Source organism: Nesterenkonia sp. F, assembly GCF_000220985.1.
GTDB lineage: Bacteria > Actinomycetota > Actinomycetes > Actinomycetales > Micrococcaceae > Nesterenkonia.
In genome coordinates, this window is sequence record NZ_AFRW01000099.1 from 23737 (window position 1) to 45581 (window position 21845).

Annotated in this window: 17 protein-coding genes and 2 riboswitches; of the genes, 9 read left to right on the top strand and 8 right to left on the bottom strand. The window is 72.6% G+C overall.

Annotated elements, in window-relative coordinates; genetic code table 11:
- Positions 1 to 2: 2 nt before the first annotated feature.
- Complete coding sequence (locus GU5_RS0108265) at positions 3 to 3017, bottom strand: Na+/H+ antiporter subunit A (RefSeq protein ID WP_010525115.1); 3015 nt, start codon at positions 3015 to 3017, stop codon at positions 3 to 5.
- 219 nt (positions 3018 to 3236) lie between these two features.
- Here GU5_RS0108265 and GU5_RS0108270 point away from each other — a divergent pair, with 219 nt between their 5' ends.
- Positions 3237 to 4646, top strand: a complete 1410-nt coding sequence (locus GU5_RS0108270) for an MFS transporter (RefSeq protein ID WP_237704698.1) — start codon at positions 3237 to 3239, stop codon at positions 4644 to 4646.
- 73 nt (positions 4647 to 4719) lie between these two features.
- Here GU5_RS0108270 and dcd read toward each other — a convergent pair whose 3' ends face one another.
- Positions 4720 to 5298: a dCTP deaminase gene (gene dcd / locus GU5_RS0108275; RefSeq protein WP_010525117.1), complete on the bottom strand. Its 579-nt coding sequence runs from the start codon at positions 5296 to 5298 to the stop codon at positions 4720 to 4722.
- Positions 5299 to 5389: 91 nt separating this feature from the next.
- On the opposite strand from dcd, the gene GU5_RS0108280 reads away from it, so the two are divergent.
- The 3 genes from GU5_RS0108280 to GU5_RS0108290 all read left to right on the top strand — a co-directional run bounded on the left by GU5_RS0108280 (position 5390) and on the right by GU5_RS0108290 (position 8408).
- Positions 5390 to 5863, top strand: coding sequence for an SseB family protein (locus GU5_RS0108280; RefSeq protein WP_010525118.1), 474 nt, complete (start codon positions 5390 to 5392; stop codon positions 5861 to 5863).
- 251 nt (positions 5864 to 6114) lie between these two features.
- Positions 6115 to 7074, top strand: coding sequence for an AEC family transporter (locus tag GU5_RS0108285; protein WP_010525119.1), 960 nt, complete (start codon positions 6115 to 6117; stop codon positions 7072 to 7074).
- 170 nt (positions 7075 to 7244) lie between these two features.
- Positions 7245 to 8408: a hypothetical protein gene (locus GU5_RS0108290; protein WP_010525120.1), complete on the top strand. Its 1164-nt coding sequence runs from the start codon at positions 7245 to 7247 to the stop codon at positions 8406 to 8408.
- Positions 8409 to 8435: 27 nt separating this feature from the next.
- Here the strand turns inward: GU5_RS0108290 and GU5_RS0108295 are convergent, their stop codons facing one another.
- Positions 8436 to 10982: an HAD-IC family P-type ATPase gene (locus GU5_RS0108295; protein ID WP_010525121.1), complete on the bottom strand. Its 2547-nt coding sequence runs from the start codon at positions 10980 to 10982 to the stop codon at positions 8436 to 8438.
- A gap of 286 nt (positions 10983 to 11268) precedes the next feature.
- Between GU5_RS0108295 and GU5_RS0108300 the strand changes: the two genes are divergently transcribed.
- Both GU5_RS0108300 and GU5_RS0108305 read left to right on the top strand, forming a co-directional pair.
- Positions 11269 to 11730, top strand: a complete 462-nt coding sequence (locus GU5_RS0108300; protein WP_010525122.1) for a hypothetical protein — start codon at positions 11269 to 11271, stop codon at positions 11728 to 11730.
- A gap of 37 nt (positions 11731 to 11767) precedes the next feature.
- Positions 11768 to 12934, top strand: a complete 1167-nt coding sequence (locus GU5_RS0108305) for a hypothetical protein (RefSeq protein WP_010525123.1) — start codon at positions 11768 to 11770, stop codon at positions 12932 to 12934.
- 22 nt (positions 12935 to 12956) lie between these two features.
- On the opposite strand, the gene GU5_RS0108310 is transcribed toward GU5_RS0108305, so the two are convergent.
- The 5 genes from GU5_RS0108310 to GU5_RS14800 all read right to left on the bottom strand — a co-directional run bounded on the left by GU5_RS0108310 (position 12957) and on the right by GU5_RS14800 (position 18421).
- A complete protein-coding gene (locus GU5_RS0108310) occupies positions 12957 to 14312 on the bottom strand; it encodes an LLM class flavin-dependent oxidoreductase (protein ID WP_010525124.1) in 1356 nt (451 codons plus the stop codon).
- A 70-nt stretch (positions 14313 to 14382) separates the two neighbouring features.
- Complete coding sequence (locus tag GU5_RS0108315) at positions 14383 to 15678, bottom strand: acyl-CoA dehydrogenase family protein (RefSeq protein WP_010525125.1); 1296 nt, start codon at positions 15676 to 15678, stop codon at positions 14383 to 14385.
- 154 nt (positions 15679 to 15832) lie between these two features.
- Complete coding sequence (locus tag GU5_RS0108320; protein ID WP_010525126.1) at positions 15833 to 16759, bottom strand: MetQ/NlpA family ABC transporter substrate-binding protein; 927 nt, start codon at positions 16757 to 16759, stop codon at positions 15833 to 15835.
- Positions 16760 to 16871: 112 nt separating this feature from the next.
- Positions 16872 to 17534: a methionine ABC transporter permease gene (locus GU5_RS0108325; RefSeq protein ID WP_010525127.1), complete on the bottom strand. Its 663-nt coding sequence runs from the start codon at positions 17532 to 17534 to the stop codon at positions 16872 to 16874.
- Complete coding sequence (locus GU5_RS14800; RefSeq protein WP_010525128.1) at positions 17534 to 18421, bottom strand: methionine ABC transporter ATP-binding protein; 888 nt, start codon at positions 18419 to 18421, stop codon at positions 17534 to 17536. The genes GU5_RS0108325 and GU5_RS14800 overlap by 1 nt, the downstream gene beginning before the upstream one ends.
- Positions 18422 to 18427: 6 nt before the next feature.
- A riboswitch (SAM riboswitch) is annotated at positions 18428 to 18524 on the bottom strand.
- A gap of 216 nt (positions 18525 to 18740) precedes the next feature.
- Positions 18741 to 18836, top strand: a riboswitch (SAM riboswitch).
- Between the two features lie 12 nt (positions 18837 to 18848).
- Here GU5_RS14800 and GU5_RS0108335 point away from each other — a divergent pair.
- The 3 genes from GU5_RS0108335 to GU5_RS0108345 all read left to right on the top strand — a co-directional run bounded on the left by GU5_RS0108335 (position 18849) and on the right by GU5_RS0108345 (position 21840).
- Positions 18849 to 19727 (top strand): ABC transporter ATP-binding protein, encoded by an 879-nt coding sequence (locus tag GU5_RS0108335; RefSeq protein WP_010525129.1) that lies wholly within the window; start codon positions 18849 to 18851, stop codon positions 19725 to 19727.
- An 80-nt stretch (positions 19728 to 19807) separates the two neighbouring features.
- Entirely contained in the window at positions 19808 to 20917 is a 1110-nt protein-coding gene (locus GU5_RS0108340) for an aliphatic sulfonate ABC transporter substrate-binding protein (protein WP_010525130.1), read from the top strand.
- Complete coding sequence (locus GU5_RS0108345) at positions 20917 to 21840, top strand: ABC transporter permease (RefSeq protein WP_010525131.1); 924 nt, start codon at positions 20917 to 20919, stop codon at positions 21838 to 21840. The genes GU5_RS0108340 and GU5_RS0108345 overlap by 1 nt, the downstream gene beginning before the upstream one ends.
- Positions 21841 to 21845: the final 5 nt, after the last annotated feature.

Consider the following 21845-nt stretch of genomic DNA (forward strand, 5'->3'; position numbering starts at 1 on the left):
GCTCAGTCCCCCATCCCGGCCCAGGCCGAGGCCATGCGCCCGCGGCGGCGCAGCCGCGAGGCCTCGGCCAGGCTCTGCTGCTCGGACCGCACGTCGATCTCCGCGCCCAGGCTGCGCAGGATGTCCAGGATCAGCCCGGCGACCACCAGGTAGACCCCGACGTCGAAGACCACCGAGGACACCAGCGCATGCTCGCCGAGCAGCGGCATCGTCAGCTCGACGTAGGCCGATTGGAAGAGCTGGCCGTCCACCAGCAGCGGCATCAGTCCCGAGGCGCAGGCGACGGTCATCCCCCAGCCCATCAGTGCGCTGGCGCTGAACGGCACGGCGGCCTCCAGCTCGTAGCGGCCGCCGGCCAGGTAGCGCAGCATCAGCGCCAGCCCGACGAGCAGGCCGCCGGCGAACCCGCCGCCGGGGTCGTTGTGCCCGGCCAGCAGCAGGTAGACCGAGAGCAGGATGATCGCGTGGAACAGCAGCCGGGTGACCACCTCGAAGACGATCGAGCGGTGCTCCGGGGCCACGGTGCGGCCCGCCACCAGCCAGGCCTCGCGGGCGACGGTCGCGAAGGAGCGGGCCACGCGCAGCTCCTGGGCGTGCTGCGGGGAGAGCTCGGCGTCGTCGACCACGCGCCCCACCGATCCGGTGGGGACCTCGTGGAGACTGCGCCGTCGCACGTCGCGGCGCTGCACGAAGATCAGCGAGGCGACGCCGGTCGCCGCCGAGGCCAGCACCGTGATCTCGCCGAAGGTGTCCCAGGCGCGGATGTCGACCAGCGTGACGTTGACGATGTTGGCGCCGTGACCGACGTCGTGGGCGAGCCAGGGGAACTCCACCGAGACCGGGTCCGCCGAGCGCGCGGCGAGGCCGACGGCGACGGCGGCCATCATCACCAGCCCGAAGGCGGCGCCCAGCAGCGCGCGGGCGGTGCGGAAGCCGGTGGGGTTCTGCGTCCAGATGCCGGCGGGCAGCATGCGCAGCGCCAGCACGAAGACCACCAGCACCGCCGACTCCACCAGCAGGATGGTCAGCGCCAGGTCCGGCGAGCCCTGCAGGGCGAAGATCCCCGCCGAGCCGAAGCCGCACAGCGAGACGAGCAGCACCGCCATGAAGCGCTTAGGGGCGCGCACGGCGCCGACCGCACCGGCGAGGACCACCACCGCCAGCACCACCTGCAGCGGGTCCTCGGCGAGGATCCAGTCGGCGGGCACCCGGTGGCCGGCCAGCAGCAGCACGCTCAGCGGAACCAGCGTGGCCACGGTCAGGATGATGAACAGGTAGAAGCCCAGCGAGCCGCGCTGGGTCTTCGAGGTCAGTCGGACCGCCAGCGCGTCCAGCCCGCGCACCAGACCGCGATAGGTGCGCTCGGCCTCCAGCCGCCGCGGCACCCGTCCCGGCCAGTCGACGTCGCGCCGGCTCAGCAGGAAGAGGCCGGCGCCGAGCAGCCAGGCCGCCGCCGAGAGTCCGAGTCCGGGGGTCAGCCCGTGCCACAGCGCCAGCTCGGCCGTCGTCTCCTCGCCGGCTCCGGAGAGCGCGCTGACCGGCCCGCCCAGCAGACCGATCGGCCGCGGGACCGGCCCCAGCAGCAGCCCGAGGAGGGCCAGCGCCGCCGGCGCGGCCAGGAAGACGATGCCGAGCCGGCCGGTCGGGGTGGTCTCCATGCCGGGCTTGGTCGCGAAGGCTCCCCAGAGGAAGCGGGCGCTGTAGGCCACGGTCAGCCCCGATCCCAGCGCGACGCCGGCCGCGACCGTCCAGCCGAGCCAGCCGCCGACGGCGACCATCGACTCCAGCGCCGACTCCTTGGCGACGAAGCCGACCAGGGGCGGGATGCCGGCCATCGAGGCCGCGGCGAGGACTGCGGTCACCAGCAGTGCCGGCTGCGCGCGGCCGAGGCCGGAGAGCTGGCGCAGATCGCGGGTGCCGGTCTCATGGTCGATGATGCCGACGACCATGAACAGCGCGGCCTTGAACAGTCCGTGGGCCAGCAGCATCGCGACCCCGGCCAGCGCCGCCTCGGCGGTGCCCAGGCCGTTGACCAGCACCAGCAGGCCCAGCTGCGAGACCGTGCCGTAGGCCAGGACCAGCTTCAGGTCCGTCTGCCGCAGCGAGCGCCAGGCGCCGATGATCAGCGTCAGCAGGCCGAGGACGATCACCGTCGGATCCCAGAAGGCGGTGTCGTGGAAGCCCGGGGCCAGCCGGGCGACGAGGAAGACGCCGGCCTTCACCATCGCCGCGGCGTGCAGATACGCCGAGACGGGGGTGGGGGCGGCCATCGCCGCCGGCAGCCAGAAGTGGAAGGGGACCAGCGCAGACTTGGTGACCGCGCCGACCAGGAGCAGCAGCACCGCGACGTCGACGCCGGCCCCGGAGAGCTGGGCGACGTCGCCGGCCTGTCCGGCCCCGGCGGCGGCGAGGATCTCGGAGAGCCGGTAGGTGCCGGCCAGCTCTCCCAGCAGCACCAGCCCGACCAGCATCGCCAGCCCGCCGAAGGTGGTGACCACCAGCGCCTGGATCGCCGAGCGGCGCGCGACGATGCGGTGCGAAGCGTGGCCGATCAGCAGGAAGGACAGCACCGTGGTCAGCTCCCAGAAGATGAAGAGCATGATCAGGTCGTCGCTGAGCACCAGGCCGAGCATGGCCGCGGCGAAGGCCAGCAGCTCGGCGGCGAAGGGGCCGGCGCTGCGGTCGGCGGAGCTGAAATAGCGGGCGCAGTAGACCATCACCAGCGCGCCGACGCCGAGGATCAGCAGCGCCATGACCAGGCTCAGCACATCGGCGCGCAGCGCGATGTCCACACCGAGGTCGGGGATCCACTCGGTGACCTGGACCGGCGGGGCGCGCGGACCGACGACGGCGGCCTGGTCGGCGTCGAGCACCGGCGGCAGCGTGCGCACCAGCAGCACCGTCAGCGCGACGGCGAGCAGCAGGGCCAGCAGATGGAAGGTGGCTCGGCCGAGGCGGCGCATGACCCAGGGGACCACGAGGCTCGCGGCGAACAGCGCGGCGAGCAGGGTCAGCATGGGCGGCGTCCTTCCTCGGCTCGTGCGCCGACGGCGCGGGGGCGGGACGCGTGCGACCTCAGGGACCCCGTCAGCCGCACTGCGAGGGACTCGCCCAGCTTAACACGCGCCGCGCGTCGGGCTCAGGGCCGAACCCCGGTGTGACGGGGGACGACGCCGTCGTCGCCGGTTCCGGGACGCCCCTGTCCGGGAGGCGGGCGCGCCGATACGATGCTGAGCATGAGCTCCCCCTCCGCGCCGTCCGGCGGCTCCTCCGAGACCAGGTTCAGCCTCGGGGACTCCTCCCGACGGACCGCGGCGACGCGGTCCAGGATCCTGTCGTGGGCGCTGTGGGACTGGGGGATGCAGCCGTTCAACACGGTCATCCTGACCTTCGTCTTCACCGCCCTGTACCTGACCACCGATGCGTTCCTGCCGGCGGAGCTGCAGGCCCTCGACGATGACGCCCCGGCCAAGGAGCGCGCGCTGGCCGATCTCGCCGGCGGCCTCGGGGCCGGGACGACGATCGCCGGACTGCTCATCCTGCTGGTCGCTCCGCTGCTGGGCCAGCGCGCCGACGCCCGAGGGCGTCAGAAACTCTGGCTGGGGATCGGCACCGTGGGCACGATCGGCTGCATGCTCGGGCTGTGGTTCGCCGAGCCGGCGCCGGCATACTTCTGGTTCGCCGTCGCGCTCATCTCCGCCGGCACGGTCCTCGGCGAGATCGCCGGGGTGAACAACAACGCGCTGCTAACCAGCATCGCGCGGCCGGGCGACGTCGGCCGTCTCTCCGGACTCGGCTGGGGCTTCGGCTATCTCGGCGGCGTCACGATGCTGGTGCTGGTGGCGGTCTTCTACGTCGCCGACTGGTTCGGGGTGCCCTCCGACGACGGCGTGCCGTTCCGGCTGGTCGCCCTCGGCTGCGCCGTGTGGGCGATCGTCTTCACCCTGCCGGTGTTCCTGAACGTTCCGGAGCCGGCTCCGCAGGGCCGGCCGGAGCGGCGCGCGGGCATCCTGGCCGGCTACAGGCTGCTGGTCCGGGACGTCGTCGGGCTCTACAGGACTCCGGCGACGCGCAGCACGTTCTGGTTCCTGCTGGCCAGTGCGGTCTACCGCGACGGCCTCAGCGGCGTGTTCACCTTCGGGGCGATCATCGGCGCGCAGGTCTTCGGCTTCGACGTCCTCCAGCTGGTGGCCTTCGGGATCGCCGCCAACCTCATCGCCGGAGTCTCCACCATCCTCGCCGGGCGCTTCGACGATCGCTTCGGGCCGAAGGTGCTCATCGTCGTCGCGCTGATCGTGATGGTGGTCGCCGGACTGGCGGTCTTCGCGCTGGCCGACCGCGGGCAGCTGGTCTTCTGGATCGGCGGTCTGACGCTCACCGCCTGCGTGGGACCGGCCCAGTCGGCCGGCCGCTCGTTCCTGGCCCGGATCACCCCGTCGGGACGCGAGGGCGAGATCTTCGGGCTCTATGCGACCACCGGACGGGCGGCGAGCTGGATGTCGTCGCTGGCGTGGACGGTCCTGGTCGCGACCACCGGCGCGACGATCTTCGGCGTCCTGGGGATCACCGCCGTGCTGCTGATCGGACTTCTGCTGATCCTGCCGGTGCGCGCCCCGGCCAGCTCGCAGGCCCGCTCACCGCGATGACTCCGCGGAAGGTGTGGGAAAGAACGTGTATTCCCGCACCTTCCACGGAGTCATCGCCTCGGGGAAGGCGGGATCATTGGATGATCGTGCGGTGGAAGTTCTCGTGGCTTCGCGAGGCCGTCGGTCCGCGCTGGCCCTGGTAGCGGGACTGGTGAGCCTGCGTGCCGTAGCCGTGCTCGGCCGGCGAGGTCAGCCGGAAGAAGCAGAGCTGGCCGATCTTCGAGCCCGGCCACAGCTTGATGGGCAGCGTGGCCATGTTCGACAGCTCCAGGGTGACCTGCCCGGAGAAGCCGGGGTCGATGAATCCGGCGGTGGAGTGGGTCAGCAGCCCCAGCCGCCCCAGCGAGGACTTGCCCTCCAGCCGGGCGGCGACGTCCTCGGGCAGGGAGACCTGCTCATAGGTGGCGCCCAGGACGAATTCGCCGGGGTGGAGCATGAACGGCTCGTCGGGGTCGACCTCCACCAGCCGGGTGAGGTCGGGCTGCTGCACCGAGGGGTCGATGTGGGCGTACTTGTGGTTGTCGAAGAGCCGGAACATCCGCTCCAGGCGCACGTCGACGCTGGAGGGCTGGATCAGCGACTCGTCGAGCGGATCCAGGCGGATGCGGTCGGCGGCCAGCTCGGCGCGGATGTCTCGGTCGGAAAGCAGCACGACGCCGAGAGTACCAGCGCCGCCCCGCGCGGCGGCGTCGCACGGACGCCCCGACTTGGCAACACGGCGCTCGGCGTGATCGCGTGGAGGGATGAGCGAGACTCCCCAGAACTCCGACGCCCAGACTCCCGACGAGAACCCCGAGGGCGCCGCCCCCCAGCAGTCGCTGCAGGAGGTGCTGATCGCCGGCAAGGACGGCGAGGCCCAGCCCGGCGACATCATCCGCGCGTTCCTGACCAGCTCGGTCTACTTCCTGAGCCCCCACGAGATCTCCGACGAGACCAGCTCGGTGAACCCGCTGACGTTGCAGGACAACGAGGGCAACCCGCTGATCGCGCTCTTCAGCGCCACCGACATCATTCCGGAGGAGTACTCCGAGCACGCCCCGCACGCCGTCGACGCCCCCGGCGTCGCCGTGGTGCAGTCGCTCTCCGGCGCCGGCATCATCATCGACGCCGGCCAGGAGCACGGTTTCCAGATCTCCGCCGAGGGCGTCGACCGCATCCGCGAGGACTTCCTCACCCCGGCCGCCGAGGCCGAGGGAGAGGGCGAGCAGCAGCAGTGAGCTGAGGCTCCTGCCCCCTCTTCCATCGAGTGGGCGGCCTGTCGAGGTTTCTTCCCGATGCGGGATCCGGGACCTCGACAGACCGCCCACTCGATCTGTGTCTGGACCCGCGCGCCGCCCTCCTCCGGCCCGCTCCACGTCATCCCCGCCGCCCGCCCGCCGACGGGCGTAGAATCACCCGGGTCGGGACCGGGCCCCATCGCCCCGCCCCGGCACGATGAGCAGCCCGGAGCGGAGAGGAGGCAGGCAGCATGGCGGCCGTCTTCTCCGGCTTCATCGTCATCTGGCTGGTCATCGGCGCCGGCTTCCTGATCGGCCGCTTCGGCCTCCTCGGCGCCGAGTCCCGCGTGGTGCTCTCCCGCGTGGCCTTCTTCGTGGCCTCGCCCTGCCTGCTGTTCACCACCGTCGCCGACGCCTCGCTGCACGCGGTGCTGGGTCCGCAGTTCCTCATCGCCGCGCTGGGCGCCTTCGCCACGCTGATCGTCGGCCTGCTGCTGAATCGGCTCATCGCCGCCCGCCGCACCGGCGGCGAGCGGATGATCGGCGGAATGAGCGCCTCGCTGGTGAACTCGGCGAACCTCGGCTTCCCGATCGCCGCCTACGTCCTCGGCGACGTCGCCTTCGCCGCGCCGATCGTGATGTTCCAGCTGGCGCTCTACACGCCGGTCTACGTCATCGCGATGGACTGGCTGACCGGCGGCCAGAGCAGCCGCGCCCGGGTCCGTCCCGCTCCGCGCACCGCGGTGCTGCGCAGCGTCGGCCAGTCGCTGATGAACCCGATGATCATCGGCGCGATCCTCGGGCTGCTGTTCTCCTGGCAGGACTGGTCCTTCCCGGGTCCGGTGCGCGAGTCCATCGAGACCGTCGCCGGGGCCTCCATCCCGCTGATGCTGCTCTCCTTCGGGCTGTCCCTGGTGGGCAGCCGTCCGCTGGACAAGAAGGCCGGGCGACGGCGCGACGTCGTGCTGGCCTCGCTGCTGAAGCTGGTGCTGCACCCGACGCTGGCCTGGCTGTTCGCCCACCTGGTCTTCGGGCTCGACGGCCACGACCTGCTGGCCGCCGTCGTGATGGCCTCGCTGCCCAGCGCGCAGAACGTGCTGGTCTCCGCGATCCGCTACGAATCCGGCGAGGTCATCGCCCGGGACACCGTGCTGGTGACCACCGTCCTGGCGATCCCGGCGATGATCGGCGTCTCCGCGCTGCTGATGTGAGGCCGGGACCGACCGAGCGGCCCCGGACGCAGGACCGGCCCGCCGACGGCCCCGCCGCCCGGACGCGCCGCCCGGACGCGCCGCCCGCGGTTGCTAGGCTGAGCCGCAGGTCCGACGTCGCGGCCGCAGCCGCCGACGCCCACGCACGACGAGAGCGGCACACCAGCACCATGACCCTTCCCGGACAGCATGATCCCCACGCCGCGGACCCGCAGCGTCCCGCCGCGGACGACGCCGCGGGAGGCGCGGGCGGATCCAGCGGTTCCGGCCGATCCGTGATCGCATGGGCGGCCTGGTCGGCCGCGCTGATCGTCGCCCTGGTGCTGGGCGGATTCGCCGTCTGGCTCGTCGACACGAAGGTCTACACCACCGAGGCGCTCGGCGAGCAGTGGTGGGAGGCCGTCCAGGCCGGCGAGGGCGAGGTCGTCCTCGGACAGTTCGACGACGTCCCCGAGGCCGCCGGCGAGACCGGCGAGGGAGAAGACCCGCGGCTGCCCGCCGGCTCGCTGGACACGCTGCTGCTGGACGGCGCCACGCTGGAGCGCTCCGCCGAGCAGATCGAGGACCTGCGCGTCGTCGAGCGCTCCGGGTCGGCCGACCTGGTCTTCACCGTCGACGGCGAGGAGCACCGCTCCCGGCTTCCGATGGAGAAGGCCGACGAGGCCTGGGGCATCTTCGACCAGTGGGCGCTGGACCCGGCGGTGCTGGCCGAGGTCTCGCTCTCCGTCCCCGGCGCCTCAGCCGGGGGCATCGGCCAGGTGGAGGTCAACGGCGAGCCGGTGAACCTGCAGGAGGACACCGCCGAGCTCGCCGCCTACGCCCCCTCGGTGCTCGACGTCGCCGTGGACAGCGAGTGGCTGACCGGCTCCGCCCGCCAGGTGCTCGCCCTCGACCCGCAGGACGCCGACGGCGGCTCCGGCGGCTCCAGCGGCTCCGGCGAGGCGGGGCCGTCCGAGGAGATCGAGATCGAGCTGGAGGCCTCCTCGGCGGCGGCCGAGGCGATGCATCGGAAGGTCGAGGCGTACCTCTCCTCCTGCGCCGAGCAGCCGGTCCTGATGCCCTCGGGCTGCCCGATGGGCGTGGAGACGCCCAACCGGGTGGAGGCCTCCACCATCGAATGGAGCATGCCGAAGGCGCAGGATCTCACGCTGACCTTCGGCCCCGACGGCTGGTCGGTGACGGGCGCGGACCGGATGACCGCGACGGTGAGCTTCACCGCCCAGGACTACTACTCCGGCGAGACGCTCGAGGAGAGCCACGACGTGACCTTCGGCCTGGACGTCGAGGTCGGGGCCAGCGGCGAGGACCTGCTGGTTGCGGTCACCGGCGACTGAGGCCGGCCCGGCCCACGGCGCTCGGGCTCACCGGGGCGCCGGGTCCAGCGGGTCCTGCTCCACGTGCCGCTCGTGGAGGCGCCAGGCGCCCTCGACGAGGCCGGCGCCGAGGATGGAGGCGACGAAGGCCGCCGCCAGCAGCTCCGGGCCGGGCATCTCGAACAGGTGATACCGCTGGGAGACCGGCAGCAGCAGGACCACCGCCAGCAGTCCGTACATCGCCGCGACCAGGATCATCCGCGGAGCGGTCATCGGCCGCAGCGCCACCGCCAGCACCCACAGCCCGATGACCGTCAGGCACAGCGTCGAGGCGGTCTGCACCGCGGAGGCGGGCTCGTCGAGCAGGCGTCCGGCGATGCTGACGGCGATGACGCCCAGACAGATCGCCACGGCCATCGGCACCGAGAACAGCACCGATCGTCGCAGGAACCCGGGACGGTAACGACGGGTGTTGGGCATCAGGGCCAGGAAGAAGGCCGGGCAGCCGATCATCAGGAAGTCCACGGTGGAGAACTGCCGCGGCAGGAACGGGAACTCCCAGAACAGCAGCCCGCAGAACAGCCCCAGCAGGATCGCGTAGAGCGTCTTGGTCAGGAACAGATGGGCGACGCGCTCGGTGTTGGCGATGACCTTGCGCCCCTCGGAGACGACGTCGGGCAGCCGGTCGAAGCGTCCGTCGAGCAGCACCATGCGCGAGACGGCCTTGGTCGCCGGGGCGCCGCTGCCCATCGAGATGCCCAGGTCCGCACTCTTCAGCGCCAGCGCGTCGTTGACGCCATCGCCGGTCATCGCGACCACGTGGCCGTTGGCCTGCAGCGCCTGGACCATCGCTCGCTTCTGCTCGGGCGAGACCCGCCCGAAGACCTGGTGGGCCGCCATCGCGCGGCGCAGCCCCTCGGGGTCGTCGGGCAGCTCGGAGGCGTCGACGCCGTGGCCGGCCACCTCCATGCCGACCTCGCGGGCGACGGCGGCCACAGTGCGCGGGCTGTCGCCGGAGATCACCTTCATCTCCACGTGCTGGCGGGAGAAGTACTCCAGCGTGGAGCGTGCGTCGGGACGGATGTTCTCCTTGAAGGTCAGCAGCGCCACCGGCCGCAGCTCGTCCGGCAGCCGCTCGCCGCGTCCGAGCTCGCCGGTCGCACCGGGCACCACCGGCCCGTGCAGCGGGGCGTGGGCGAGGATCATCGTGCGCAGCCCGCGGTCGGCCACCGCCTCGGTGCGGTCGAGCAGCTCGTCGACGGCGACGCCGGCGGCGGTCGTCGGCGCACGCAGCAGCTCGGGCGCGCCGAGCACCCAGTGGCCGGCCAGCTCCCCGGCGTCGTCGGCGAAGGTCACCGCCGACCAACGCCGCGCCGAGGAGAACTGCACCCGGGAGGTCTCCCGGTGGCGCGGCAGCGCGCGGAAGGGGCCGCTCAGCGCCGCGGCGGTGGCGTTGGCGGACTCGTCGGCGCCGAACCAGGCCAGCACCTGCTGCCAGGGCTCGGTGCCCTCCAGCGCCGTCGACGACCGTCTCCGAGCCGGCGTCGGACGACCGACGGCGTCCAGCGGCTCGGCGCCGTGGAAGGCGATGGTCCCGTCGGTGAGCGTGCCGGTCTTGTCCAGGCCGACGACGTCGACGCGGGCGAGGATCTCCACCGCCGGCTGCTCCTGGATCAGCACCTGCGACCGGGCGAGCTTCACCGCCGCGACGGCGAAGGCGATGGTGGTCATCAGCGCCAGCCCGGCGGGGATCATCGCCGTCACCGAGGAGACGGCGGTGACCATCGCCTCGCGCCACCGGCCGTCGCGCCAGGCCTCGCCCCAGCCGCCGAAGGCCTGCATCTGTCCGTTGAGCACGACGGCGACGATGGGCAGCAGCACGATCGACAGCCAGAAGGCGACCCGTTCCAGCGCCCGGCGCAGCTCGGAGTTGATCTTCTGGTAGCGCCTCGACTCGGCGGCCAGCCGCACGGCGTGGGCGGAGTCGCCGACGGCGGTGACCTGGAAGCGTCCGGAGCCGGCGAGCACCGCGGTGCCGGAGAGCACGCGGTCGTCGCGGCGCTTGGGCACCGCGTCGGACTCGCCGGTGAGCATCGACTCGTCGACGTCCAGGCCTGCCGAGGAGAGCATCACGCCGTCGGCGGGGATCTGGTCGCCGCGACGCAGCTCGACGACGTCGTCGAGCACGATGTGTTCGCGGTGGATCTCCACCAGCATGCCGTCGCGCAGCACGTGGATGTCGTCCTGGTGCAGCAGCGCGATGGCGTCGAGCTTGCGCTTGGCGCTGTACTCCTGGAAGAGCCCGATGATCACGTTGGCCACCGCGGAGATCGCGAAGAGCAGGTCCAGCCAGCGGCCCAGCAGGATGATCACCAGCGCGCAGGCGCCGATGATCAGGTTGAACAGCGTCATCAGGTGGGTGCGCAGGATCTCCAGCAGCGAGCGCGAGGTGGTGTGCGGCTGGACGTTGGCCAGCTGCAGCCGCTGACGCTCGGCCACCTGGAGAGAGTTCAGCCCGCGGGCCTCCAGGGCGGCAGGATCGACGGGCGACCGCTGGGCGGCGGGATCGCTCTCGTCGGTCTTCTCTACGGCCACTGCGCTTGAACCTCGCTGACGCTTCGACGGACGAGCAGGCATCGATCCTCGATCGACCCGGCCATTCTATGCGCGCGGCTCGCGGCGCACGTCAGTCTGCGGGATGAGGGCGGGGGCGGGTCAGGGACGAGTCAGGGACAGGTCAGGGACGGGCCCGGGTCCTGCACTGGTGACACCGTCGGCTCCGCCCCGTAGGTTCGACGCAGAGGCCTTCGACCGCCGGTCGCGGGCCGCGCTGCAGACCACCCGACCCGACGACGGTCGTGACGGAAGGACGGAACACATCATGGGACTGTTCTCACTGGGCGTCGGCGTGGCCGTGGGCTACGTGCTCGGCTCGAAGAACGGCGGAGAGAGCCTGGACAGGGCCCGCCGCACCGCCTCGGAGACGTGGAACGATCCGACGGTCCAGGAGCAGGTGAACCGCGCCTCCGACGTCGCCGCCCGCACCGCCCAGGACGTCGCCGCCGGTGCGCGGAAGGCCGCCGACGCCGCCGCCGAGGCGGTGCGCACCTCCGCGGAACGCGTGCGCGAGGCCGCCGACGCCGACCTGGCCGACGCCTCGCCGTCGGCGGGATCCGGCGGGGAGGACCCCGGGGACCCGGACTCCTCCCCCACCACGACGGCCGCCGGCGCCGAGGGCGGCGGCGACGTCGTCTCCGATCCCGGACTCTCCACCGAGGAGACGGGCGGCGACTGGGCCGACGAGGGCGGCCGTCCCGCCGAGCGCGGCGGCACTTCGGCCTGACGGCGACCACCCCGGCCCGGGCGCTATCCTGGGGCGCATGGCCAGCTCCACGCCCCCAGCCCGCGACACCTCCGCCGCCGACGCCGCCGAGGAGGCCGACGCGGAGTCCGGCGCCTCCGCCGACTCTCCGGACGAGGCGGCCGCCGCGCCGTCCCGCGACGAGAGCGAGCATGCCGTCGAACAGTTCATCGCCGACCGCCTGGCCGGCGACGCCGGGGCCGTCGCCTCGGTGCCGCGCCCGGCGACCGACGACGAGCTGATCCGCGCGGCGCTGAGCCGCCGCGGAGTGCGCACCGAGGAGGTCGACGGCCAGCAGGTCCTGCTGCTCGGCGGCATCGTCGTCGGCGGGCTGCGCGACGGCGTCACCACGCTGGTCGGCGCCCACGCCCGGCGCGTCGGCGACAACGCCTGGCTGACCAAGCGGCATCTGCGGGTCCGCGACGTGCCGGTGCCCGCCGGGCGGATGCACGGCCCGGATGCGCTGGACGCCGCCTGCGAGCAGCTCGCCGAGCTCGACGGCCCCGCGACGCTCAAGCCCGTCGCCGGCCACCCCGGCGCCGGGATCACCACCGGCCTGCGCACCGAGGACCAGCTGCGCGCCGCCTGGCGACCCGCGCTGCAGGCGCGCCGTCGCGGCCCCGGGGCCAATCTCAACCTGCTGCTCGAGACCCACCACGACGGTCTGGACCTGCGGGTCTTCGTCGTCGGCGACCGGGTCGTCTCGGCGATCGTCCGGGTGCCGCTGCACGTCGTCGGCGACGGCTCCACGACGGTGCGCGAGCTGTTCGAGCGCGAGGCCGACCGCCGCCGCGGCCATGCGATCCTCGCGCCGCGGACGCCCCACCTGGACGACGAGGCCCTGGAGGCGGCCGGCCTGCGCGCCGACGCCGTGCCGGAGGCCGGCGAGGTGCGGATCCTGGCGGCGACCGCCGGCCTGGACGCCGGCGGGCTGCCCGTCGACGTCACCGACGAGCTCGCCGACGAGCTCGCCGAGATGGCCGCCGACGCCGTCGGCGCGATGCCCGGCCTCGGCGCCGGGGCTGCGGATCTGGTGGCCCCGCGGCTGAGCTCCGCCGACGGCGCGGTCGTGGTCGACGTCGAGCCGACCGCCTCGCTGATCCCGCATCACGTCCCCGCCGTCGGCGCGGGCCGTGATGTGGCCGGGGCGCTGGCGGACATGCTCCTGATCCGCGCCTCGCGGTGAGGGTTCCTGCCTCGCCGACCGCTCAGCCGCGGCGGCCGGGGTGGTCGGCGGCCAGATGCGGCCCCTCGCCGCCGAGCTGCTCGCGCAGGGTGACCGGCTGCTCGGGCCGCTTGCCCAGCAGCCCGCGGCGCCGCAGCTCCGGGGTCACCAGGTCGCGGAACCGCTCGAAGTCGGCCGGACGCACCGCCGCGGAGACGTTGAAGCCGTCGACGCCGGCGACGTCCCGCCAGCGTTCCAGCTCGTCCACCACCTGCGCGGGATCGCCGACGATCAGCGGGCCGCGGCCGCCGATGGCGATGAACTCCGCCGCGTCGCGGACCGTCCAGCGCTGCTCCGGGTCTCGGGTGAACATCGCCAGCGCCGACTGGTTGGCCTCGGTCTGCACATCGGCGATGACGTCGTCCTCGGCCAGGTCCGAGAGGTCGACGCCGGTCCAGCCGCCGAAGAGCGTCAGCGCGGCCTCGGTGTCGACGTGCTCGCGGTACTCCTCCACCCGCGCCCGCGCCTGGTCCTCAGTCTCGCCGACGACGATGGTGACCATCGCGAAGAAGCGCACCGACCCGGGATCCCGGCCGGCGGCGGAGAGCTCCTCACGCGTGGCGGCGACCTGATCGGCCAGCTTCTCCGGCCGCGAGGTGATCGCGAAGATCGCCTCGGCATGGTCGACGGCGAACTGCTGTCCGCGGGCCGAGGAGCCGGCCTGGAAGAGCAGCGGAGTGCGCTGCGGCCCCGGGTGGGTGAGCATGCGCCCGGGCACGGAGAACCAGCGGCCCTCGTGGCCGACGTCGTGGACCTTCTCCGGATCCACGAAGACCCCGCGCTCGGCATCGGCGACCACCGCGTCGTCCTCGACGGAGCGCTCGAAGAGCCCGTACATCACCTCCATATACTCGTCGGCGCGGTCGTAGCGCTCGTCGTGCGGGATCTGTCCCTGCATGCCCAGGTTCCGCGCCGCCGAGTCCTGGTAGCTGGTGACGATGTTCCAGGCCACCCGGCCGCCGGCGAGGTGGTCCAGCGTCGCGAAGCGCCGCGCGAGCAGGTACGGCGCCTCGTAGGTCACCGAGGCGGTCACCCCGAAGCCCAGATGGGTGGTCGCCGCGGCCAGGGCCGGCACGATCACCTGCGGATCCAGCAGCGGGTATTGGACGCCGCCGCGCGCGGCGGCGTCGCCGCTGCCGCCGTAGACGTCGTAGACCCCGGGCACGTCGGCCAGGAAGAGGCAGGAGAAGCCGGCATCCTCCACCGTCCGCGACAGCTCGGTCCAGAAGTCCAGCGTGTCGAAGTCGGCGATCCGCGAGTCCGGGTGGCGCCACAGCCCCGGGGACTGGTGGACGGGGACGAGCATGTCGAAGGCGTTGAACAGCATCGGCTGGGGCACGGGATCGCTCCGTTCTCTGGGTCTGGGCAGGGGCTCCGGCGCGACGGCCGGCCGGGGACGTCGACCGCCGTCAGGACGACGACGCCGCGTCGCCGGCTCCTCCGGCGGCGGTCCGCGCCTCGCCGATCGCGTTGAGCCCCTCGGGCAGGGTGCCGTTGACCTCCCAGTCGCCGACGGCGCGGGCGCGGAAGGCGACGGGATTGTGCGTGGCGATCGTCTGGGCGTTGCGCCAGTGGCGGTCCAGAGCCTTGCCGCGCAGCGTCGCCGAGGCGCCCGCGGTCTGGAACAGCTCCTGGGCGACGCCGATGGTCGTCTCCGGCACGGTGATCTGTGCCTGCTCGACGGCGATCTCGGCGTCGTGGACCGCACGCGGCAGCTCGGCGTGCGGATCCTGCGTGCCGGCGGCCAGCCCGGCGGCCAGCGCGCGGTCCTGGATGCGGGCGACCTCGAGCACCGTCGCCTCCGCCGCGAAGGTCCGCGCCGACATCCGGCCGACGATCTGCTGGATCAGCGGGTCCTCGCGGAACAGCTGCCCGGCCCCGGAGGTGTTGAAGGTGCGGGTGCGCGCGGCGACCAGTGCGGAGGCGTCGGCGAGGGCGGCGCGGGCGATGCCGACCTGCACCGCCAGCAGGTGGAGCTGGAAGAAGGCCGCCTCATGGACGGCCTCGTGCGAGCCGGGCACCCGATCGAGCACCGCGTCCTCGGCGACCGGCACGCCGTCGAACTGCGTGGTGCCGGTGCCGGTGAGCCGCTGGCCGAAGCCGTCCCAGTCGTCGTGGACGGTCACGCCGGCGGCGTCGGTCGGCACGACGGCGAAGCCGCGCCCCTCGCCCCCGGGCCGGGAGACCGAGACGCGGGTGTGGTCGGAGAAGATCGTGCCGGTGGAGTAGAACTTCTCGCCGTCCAGCCGCAGCATGCCGTCCTCGCCGCGGGTGAGGACCGTGTTCAGCGTGCCCAGCGCATTGCCGCCCTTCTCCGTGGAGGCGTTGCCGACGGTCTCGCCGGCCAGCACCCGCGGGTACCAGGCGCGGCGGATCTCCCCGGGCTGGAAGCGCAGCGACTCCACGAAGCCGAAGTGCCCGCGGTAGAGGTGGGCGACGTTGGAGTCGGCGGCCGCCAGCCGGATCACCTGACGGGCCAGGTCCTCGATGCTCGCTCCGGGGCCGCCGGCCTCGCGGGGCACGCGCAGCGCGCCGAAGCCGGCCGCGTCCAGCGCGGCGACGGGGCCGTGCGGCAGGTCGCGTTCCAGCTCGCGGGCCGCCGCGCCGTCGGCGATCCCGGCGAGCAGGTCCTCGCCGAGCTCGATCCCGTCGGCGGAGCGACGGGCCTCGGGGGCGAGCGTCTCGGCCGGTGTGCTCGTGCTCATCGTGGCATCACGTCCTCGGGCGGTGCAGGCGGTGCGAGCCGTGCGGCATCCGGCGGCGCCGGCTCGGGAGGGAGACTCCCGACGGCGGTCGTCGCGGCCATGCCCAGTGCACCGCGCGACCGCCGCCGGGAGGGTTCGGAGGGGGCGGTCCGGCTCAGCCGGCGAAGTCCGCCCAGACGTCCTCGACGGTCGAGAGGGTGAACTCGTCGGTGAAGTCGATGGCGCCGTCGAGGTACTCGGCGTACCACTGCCGGACCTCCTCGGACTGGAAGGCCTTCTGCAGCGCCCGGGCCTTCTCGGTGTCCTGGAAGCCGGGCTGGCCGGCGACGACGATCGTGTAGGGACGCCGGACCTCGGCGTCGTCCTCCAGGATCAGCGCGGTCTCGTCGACGTCGTGGCCGGCCTCGGCGATCAGCCGGGCGAAGGCGAAGCCGGCGTCGACGTCGGGCAGCGTCTGCGGCGTGGACTGCTGGTCGACCTCGATGAACTCGAAATTCTTCGGGTTGGCGGTGATGTCGCGCTGGCTGAGCTCGGTCACCGGCTTGGACTCGTCGATCTCCAGCGCGCCGGCTTCGGCCAGCAGCTTGATGCCGCGGCCGTTGTTGGCGGTGTCCACCGCCAGCGCGATCTGCGCGCCCTCGGGCAGGTCCTCGATGCTGTCATGCTCGAGCGAGAAGATGCCGCTGGGCGCGTAGTACACCGAGAAGGCCGGCTCGACGTCGGTGCCGTTGTCCTCGTTGAACTGGCGCAGGTAGGCGATGTGCTGGAAGAAGTTCGCGTCGTACTCGCCCTGGGAGACGACCTGGTTGGGCTGGATGATGTCGGTGACGTAGGTCGTCTCCAGCGTCCAGCCGTCCTCGGCCAGCAGCTCCTTGGCGATCTCGGTGGGCTCCTGGAAGGGCGCGGACTCGGTGACGATCATGCTGATGGTCGTGTCGTCGCCGCCTCCGCCGCCGACCGCGTCGGCCAGCCCGCAGGAGGTCAGCGCCAGCGCACCGGCGGCGCCGAGGCTGCCGACGAGCACGCCGCGGCGGGAGGGGCCGCCGAGCGAGGATCCGGAGGTGTTCAGCAGATGAGACATGGTGGATGCTTTCGTGTCAGAGGTGCGGTGAGCAGTCGACGCGACGAGCGGGTCGCGCCGGACTGCGGACGGATGGAGCCGGAGACGGTCCCGGCGAGCGGGAGCAGAGCGGTCAGACCCGTTTGTCGGCCAGTCGGGAGAGCCGACCGCCGCCCCATTGGACGACGCTGACCAGGGCGAGCATCAGCACGATGGCCACCAGCATCACCGCGGTCTCGTAGCGGTAGTAGCCGTAGCGGATGGCGAAGTCGCCGATCCCTCCGCCGCCGACCAGCCCGACCATCGCCGAATAGGAGATGAAGCTGACGGTGGTGATGGTGATCGACCCGATGAGGCCGGGCCGGGCGTCGACCAGCAGCACGTTGCGGATGATCTGCCCCCGCGTCGCGCCCATCGCCCGGGATGCCTCCACGGCGCCGGTGCCGAGCTGACTGATGTTCTGCTCGACCAGCCGGGCGAAGTACGGGATCGCGTTGACCGTCAGCGGCACGATCGCCGCGGCGGTGCCGACGGTGGTGCCCACGATGAGCCGGGTGAACGGGATGATCGCGATGAGCAGGATCAGGAACGGGAAGGAGCGCACGGCGTTGACCAGTCCGCTGACCACCGCGTGGCTGCGCGGCGACGGCGAGATCCCGCCCGGGGCGTGGACGAAGAGCCACACGCCCAGCGGCGTGCCGAGCAGCACCGCCAGCGGGATGGCCACGCCGATCATCACGAAGGTCTCCAGCAGGGCCTGGACCAGCTCGGGCTGCAGTTCGAGGATGCGATGCATCAGCGGACCACCTCCGAGACCTGGTGCGGGCCGTGCGACGCGGTCTGATCCGGCGCGGCGACGTAGGCCGCCGGCGGAAGGCCGTCCCCCGCGGACGTCGCGGCGGCCGCTGCCCATGCGCCGCGATCGACGCGGATGCCGCCGCCGGCGAGGTACTCGCCGATGGCGGTGCGCGGGGCGAAGTCCTCACGATCCAGCTCGGCGGCCGGGAACCGCTCGACGACGCGGCCGTCCTCCATGACGGCCACATGGTCGGCGAGGGCCTTGATGACCTCCATCTCGTGGGTCACGATGACCACGGTGATGCCCAGGTCCCGGTTCACATCGGCGAGGTACTGCAGCACGGTCGCCGTCGTCGCCGGGTCCAGGGCCGAGGTCGGCTCGTCGCAGAGCAGCACCTGCGGCCGCGTGGCCAGCGCCCGGGCGATGGCCACGCGCTGCTTCTGCCCGCCGGAGAGCTGGGCCGGGTAGGTCTCCGCACGGTCGGCGAGGTCGACGATGTCCAGCGCCTCGGCCACGCGCCGGCGGCGCTCAGCCTTCTCGGAGACCTCGGCGAACTTCAGCGAGAGCTCCACATTCTGCGCCACGGTCAGATTGTTCACCAGGTTGAAGCCCTGGAAGATCATCCCGATGTGGTGACGCGCACGGCGCAGGGCCTCGCCGTCGAGGGTGGTGAGCTCGGTCCCGGCGACGTGCACCTCGCCGGCGGTGGGACGCTCGAGCAGATTGATGTTCCGCAGGAGCGTCGACTTCCCCGCTCCGGAGAAGCCGATGATGCCCTGGATGCTCCCCGGCGGGATCTCCAGGCTGACGCCGTCGACGGCGCGGATCGGCTCTTCACCCCGTGCGGCGGGGAAGGTCGTGGACACATGGCGCAGTGAGATCATGGGCATTCTCCATCGGTCCTGGCGGTAGCACCCGGCGCGGCGTGGCCTTTCCGGGTTGCTGCGACGTCGTCGAGCCAGATCTCTCAGTCGCTCTGGATGGTGGCTGGACTCAACTGTACGGGCCGGCGATGAACACTCGTCAAATCTGCGCAGAGTGTTCATGTCACAGTTCGTCAGATTCGCCGCGCCGCGACGGGGCCGGACGGGGACGTGCATGCTTCAGACCCATGCCTCCGCAACACCCCCGCCTGTCTCCGCATGTCTCACATCGTGGGCGCGCTTTGGCCGCGGCACGTCCGACCTCGTACGGTGAACCGCGTATCCATCCCGAGCGGCCGAGAGATCTGGCTCGACGACGCCGCAGCAACCCGGGTGCTTCTGTCACGCCGGGTGCTACCGCCAGGACCGATGGGAGCGTGATTCCTCCATGACGACGTCCGCATCCGCCCTCGCGACGCCGCGCGCCGAGCGCGCCTCCGACGCCGAGTCCCCCGCCGCACGCCCCGCCGCGACGACCGGGTCCGCCCGCCGGTCGCTGCCGGTGGATCTGCGGGCGGTGGGCCGGCGCTTCGGCGAGCGCACCGTGCTGCGCGACGTCGACGTCGCGCTCCGGCCCGGCGAGGTCGTGGCCGTCCTCGGCGCCTCCGGCTGCGGCAAGTCCACGCTGCTGCGCGCCGTCGGCGGCCTCGACGCCGGCCACGACGGCCGGGTGCTGATCGACGGCGACCCGGTGAGGCCCTTCGACGAGCGCACCGCCGTCGGCTTCCAGGAGCCGCGGCTGCTGCCCTGGCGCTCGATCCGCCGCAACGTCGCCCTGGGACTGCCGCGCGGCGTCTCGCGCGCCGAGGGCCGCGACCGCGTCGACGAGCTGCTGCGCCTGGTCGGTCTGGCCGAGCACGCCGAGCTGCGGCCGCGCGAGATCTCCGGCGGCATGGCCCAGCGCGCCTCGCTGGCCCGGGCTCTGGCCCGCCGGCCCGGAGTGCTGCTTCTCGACGAGCCCTTCGGCGCGCTGGACGCGCTGACCCGGCTGAAGATGCAGGACCTGCTGCTCGACGTCCACGCGCAGACCTGCACCACCGTGCTGCTGGTGACCCACGACGTCGACGAGGCCCTGCAGCTGGCCGACCGGATCCTGCTGCTCGGCGCCGATCCGCACGAGGAGCCCGAGCCCGCCCGCGAGGGGGCGACGGTCTCCCGGCTGCTCGACGTCCCCGGCGAGCGCCCGCGCGACCGCGCCTCGGCCGAGCTGGCCACGCTGCGCGGCGAGCTGCTCGCCGGCCTCGGCGTCGACGCCCACGAGCACTGACGCTCCCCCGCTTCAGCGTCGCCGACGCCCCGGCACCACCGCCCCTTGATGAGACGACTGCACGAAAGGCCGTTCCCGAGATGAATCGTTCGCAGCACACCGCCCTCCGCACCGCCCGCACCACCCGCACCACCCGCACCACCCGCACCACCCGCACCACCCGGCTGGCCCGCATCGTCGCCGCCGGCACCGCAGTGACCGCACTGGCCGCCGGCTGCGTGCAGGGCGAGGGGCCGTCCGACGCCGAGGGCGGCTCGCTGGAGACGCTGACCATCGACTTCGCCACCTACAACCCGCTGAGCCTGATCATGAAGGAGCAGGGCTGGCTGGAGGAGGAGCTCTCCGAGGAGGGCACCGAGGTCGAGTGGGTCCAGTCCCACGGCTCCAACGACGCCAATGAGAAGCTCCGCGCCGAGGCGATCCAGGTCGGCTCCACCGCCGGGTCGGCCGCGCTGCTGGCCCGCGCCAACGGCGCCGAGCAGAAGATGATCCTCATCGAGAACCAGCCCGAGTGGTCGGCGCTGGTCACCGGGCCGGACTCGGACATCGAATCGATGGAGGACCTCGAGGGCGCCAGCGTGGCCGCCACGCTGGGCACCGACCCCTACTTCTTCCTGGTCCAGGCGCTGCAGGAGGCCGGGATGAGCGTCGACGACGTCGAGGTCCAGAACCTCCAGCACGCCGACGGCGCCACCGCGCTGTCCAACGGCGACGTCGACGCCTGGGCGGGCCTGGACCCGATCATGGCCGGCTCCGAGCAGGAGGGGGCCGAGCTCTTCTACCGGAACGTGGACTTCAACACCTACAGCGTCATCAACGCCACTGAGACGTTCATCGAGGAGCACCCGGACACGGCGCAGACCGTGGTCGACGTCTACGAGCAGGCCCGGCAGTGGGCGCAGGAGAACCCGGACCAGACCGCCGAGATCCTCGCCGAGTACGGCAACATCGAGACCTCGGTGGCCGAGCAGGTCATCACCGAGCGCACCACCTTCGACGTCGACCCGGTGCCGGGCGAGGCGCAGCGCGAGGTCCTCGAGGAGGTCGGCCCGATCTTCCTGGACACCGGAGACGTCTCCGAGCAGGAGGACATCGACCAGGCCCTCGAGACCCTGTTCCACCCCGAATTCGCCGAGGACCGCGAGGCCGCCGACGCCGAGGGGACGACCTCCTCCGGAGGTGATGAGTGATGGCTGAGGCGACGCAGGAGAGCTCCCGAAAGGTCGCTGACCAGGGACGTCACCAGACCGGAGGGACGGGCCGGCCCGAGCAGGCCGTCGGGACCCACCGCTCCGAGTGGGCGCGGAAGCCCTCCGGGCCAGAGTCGGCCGAGGAGAGCACCCCGCGCCGCGTCCGTCGCATCCCCGGCGCCCGGCCGGCGCTCGGCGCGGTCGTGCCGCTGATCCTGCTGCTGGCCTGGTGGCTGGTGACCGATGTCTTCGGCCTCTTCTCCTCCGTGCAGCTGCCGGCGCCGCAGGACGTCGTCGCCGCCGGCGTGGAGCTGCACGAGCGCGGCGAGCTGGGCCAGCACATCGCGATCTCCGTGCAGCGCGTGCTGCTCGGCTTCGGCATCGGCGCGGTGCTCGGGCTGGCGATCGGGTCGCTGCTGGGACTGTCGCGGATCGCCGACACGCTGCTGCAGCCGACGATCGGCGCCTTCCGGGCCGTGCCCTCGCTGGCCTGGGTGCCGCTGCTGATCCTCTGGATGGGCATCTACGAGGACTCGAAGGTCACGCTGATCGCCATCGGCGCCTTCTTCCCGGTGTTCACCGCCGTGTATTCGGCCCTGCGGCATGTGGACCCGCATCTGGTCGAGGCCGGCCGGGCCTTCGGGCTGCACGGGGTGCGGCTGCTGACCACCGTCCAGCTGCCGGCAGTGGTTCCCTCGGTGTTCTCCGGCCTACGGCTGGCGCTGGCCCAGGCCTGGCTGTTCCTGGTGGCCGCCGAGCTCATCGCCTCCTCGATGGGCCTGGGCTTCGTGCTCACCGACTCGCAGAACACCGGCCGCACCGATCGGCTGCTGCTGGCGATCATCCTGCTGGCGGTCATCGGCAAGATCACCGACGCCCTGCTGGGCCTGGTCGAGCGTCGCGCGCTGACGAGCTGGGCGTAGATCCG

Excerpts from the sequence above, each read along its gene's own strand:
- GU5_RS0108335 (WP_010525129.1), top strand. The coding sequence starts at position 18,849 with ATGACGACGTCCGCATCCGCCCTCGCGACGCCGCGCGCCGAGCGCGCC.
- GU5_RS0108345 (WP_010525131.1), top strand. The coding sequence starts at position 20,917 with ATGGCTGAGGCGACGCAGGAGAGCTCCCGAAAGGTCGCTGACCAGGGA.
- GU5_RS0108285 (WP_010525119.1), top strand. The coding sequence starts at position 6,115 with ATGGCGGCCGTCTTCTCCGGCTTCATCGTCATCTGGCTGGTCATCGGC.
- GU5_RS14800 (WP_010525128.1), bottom strand. The coding sequence starts at position 18,421 with ATGATCTCACTGCGCCATGTGTCCACGACCTTCCCCGCCGCACGGGGT.
- GU5_RS0108320 (WP_010525126.1), bottom strand. The coding sequence starts at position 16,759 with ATGTCTCATCTGCTGAACACCTCCGGATCCTCGCTCGGCGGCCCCTCC.
- GU5_RS0108305 (WP_010525123.1), top strand. The coding sequence starts at position 11,768 with ATGGCCAGCTCCACGCCCCCAGCCCGCGACACCTCCGCCGCCGACGCC.
- GU5_RS0108265 (WP_010525115.1), bottom strand. The coding sequence starts at position 3,017 with ATGCTGACCCTGCTCGCCGCGCTGTTCGCCGCGAGCCTCGTGGTCCCC.
- GU5_RS0108325 (WP_010525127.1), bottom strand. The coding sequence starts at position 17,534 with ATGCATCGCATCCTCGAACTGCAGCCCGAGCTGGTCCAGGCCCTGCTG.
- GU5_RS0108315 (WP_010525125.1), bottom strand. The coding sequence starts at position 15,678 with ATGAGCACGAGCACACCGGCCGAGACGCTCGCCCCCGAGGCCCGTCGC.
- GU5_RS0108270 (WP_237704698.1), top strand. The coding sequence starts at position 3,237 with ATGAGCTCCCCCTCCGCGCCGTCCGGCGGCTCCTCCGAGACCAGGTTC.
- GU5_RS0108290 (WP_010525120.1), top strand. The coding sequence starts at position 7,245 with ATGACCCTTCCCGGACAGCATGATCCCCACGCCGCGGACCCGCAGCGT.
- GU5_RS0108340 (WP_010525130.1), top strand. The coding sequence starts at position 19,808 with ATGAATCGTTCGCAGCACACCGCCCTCCGCACCGCCCGCACCACCCGC.
- GU5_RS0108300 (WP_010525122.1), top strand. The coding sequence starts at position 11,269 with ATGGGACTGTTCTCACTGGGCGTCGGCGTGGCCGTGGGCTACGTGCTC.
- GU5_RS0108280 (WP_010525118.1), top strand. The coding sequence starts at position 5,390 with ATGAGCGAGACTCCCCAGAACTCCGACGCCCAGACTCCCGACGAGAAC.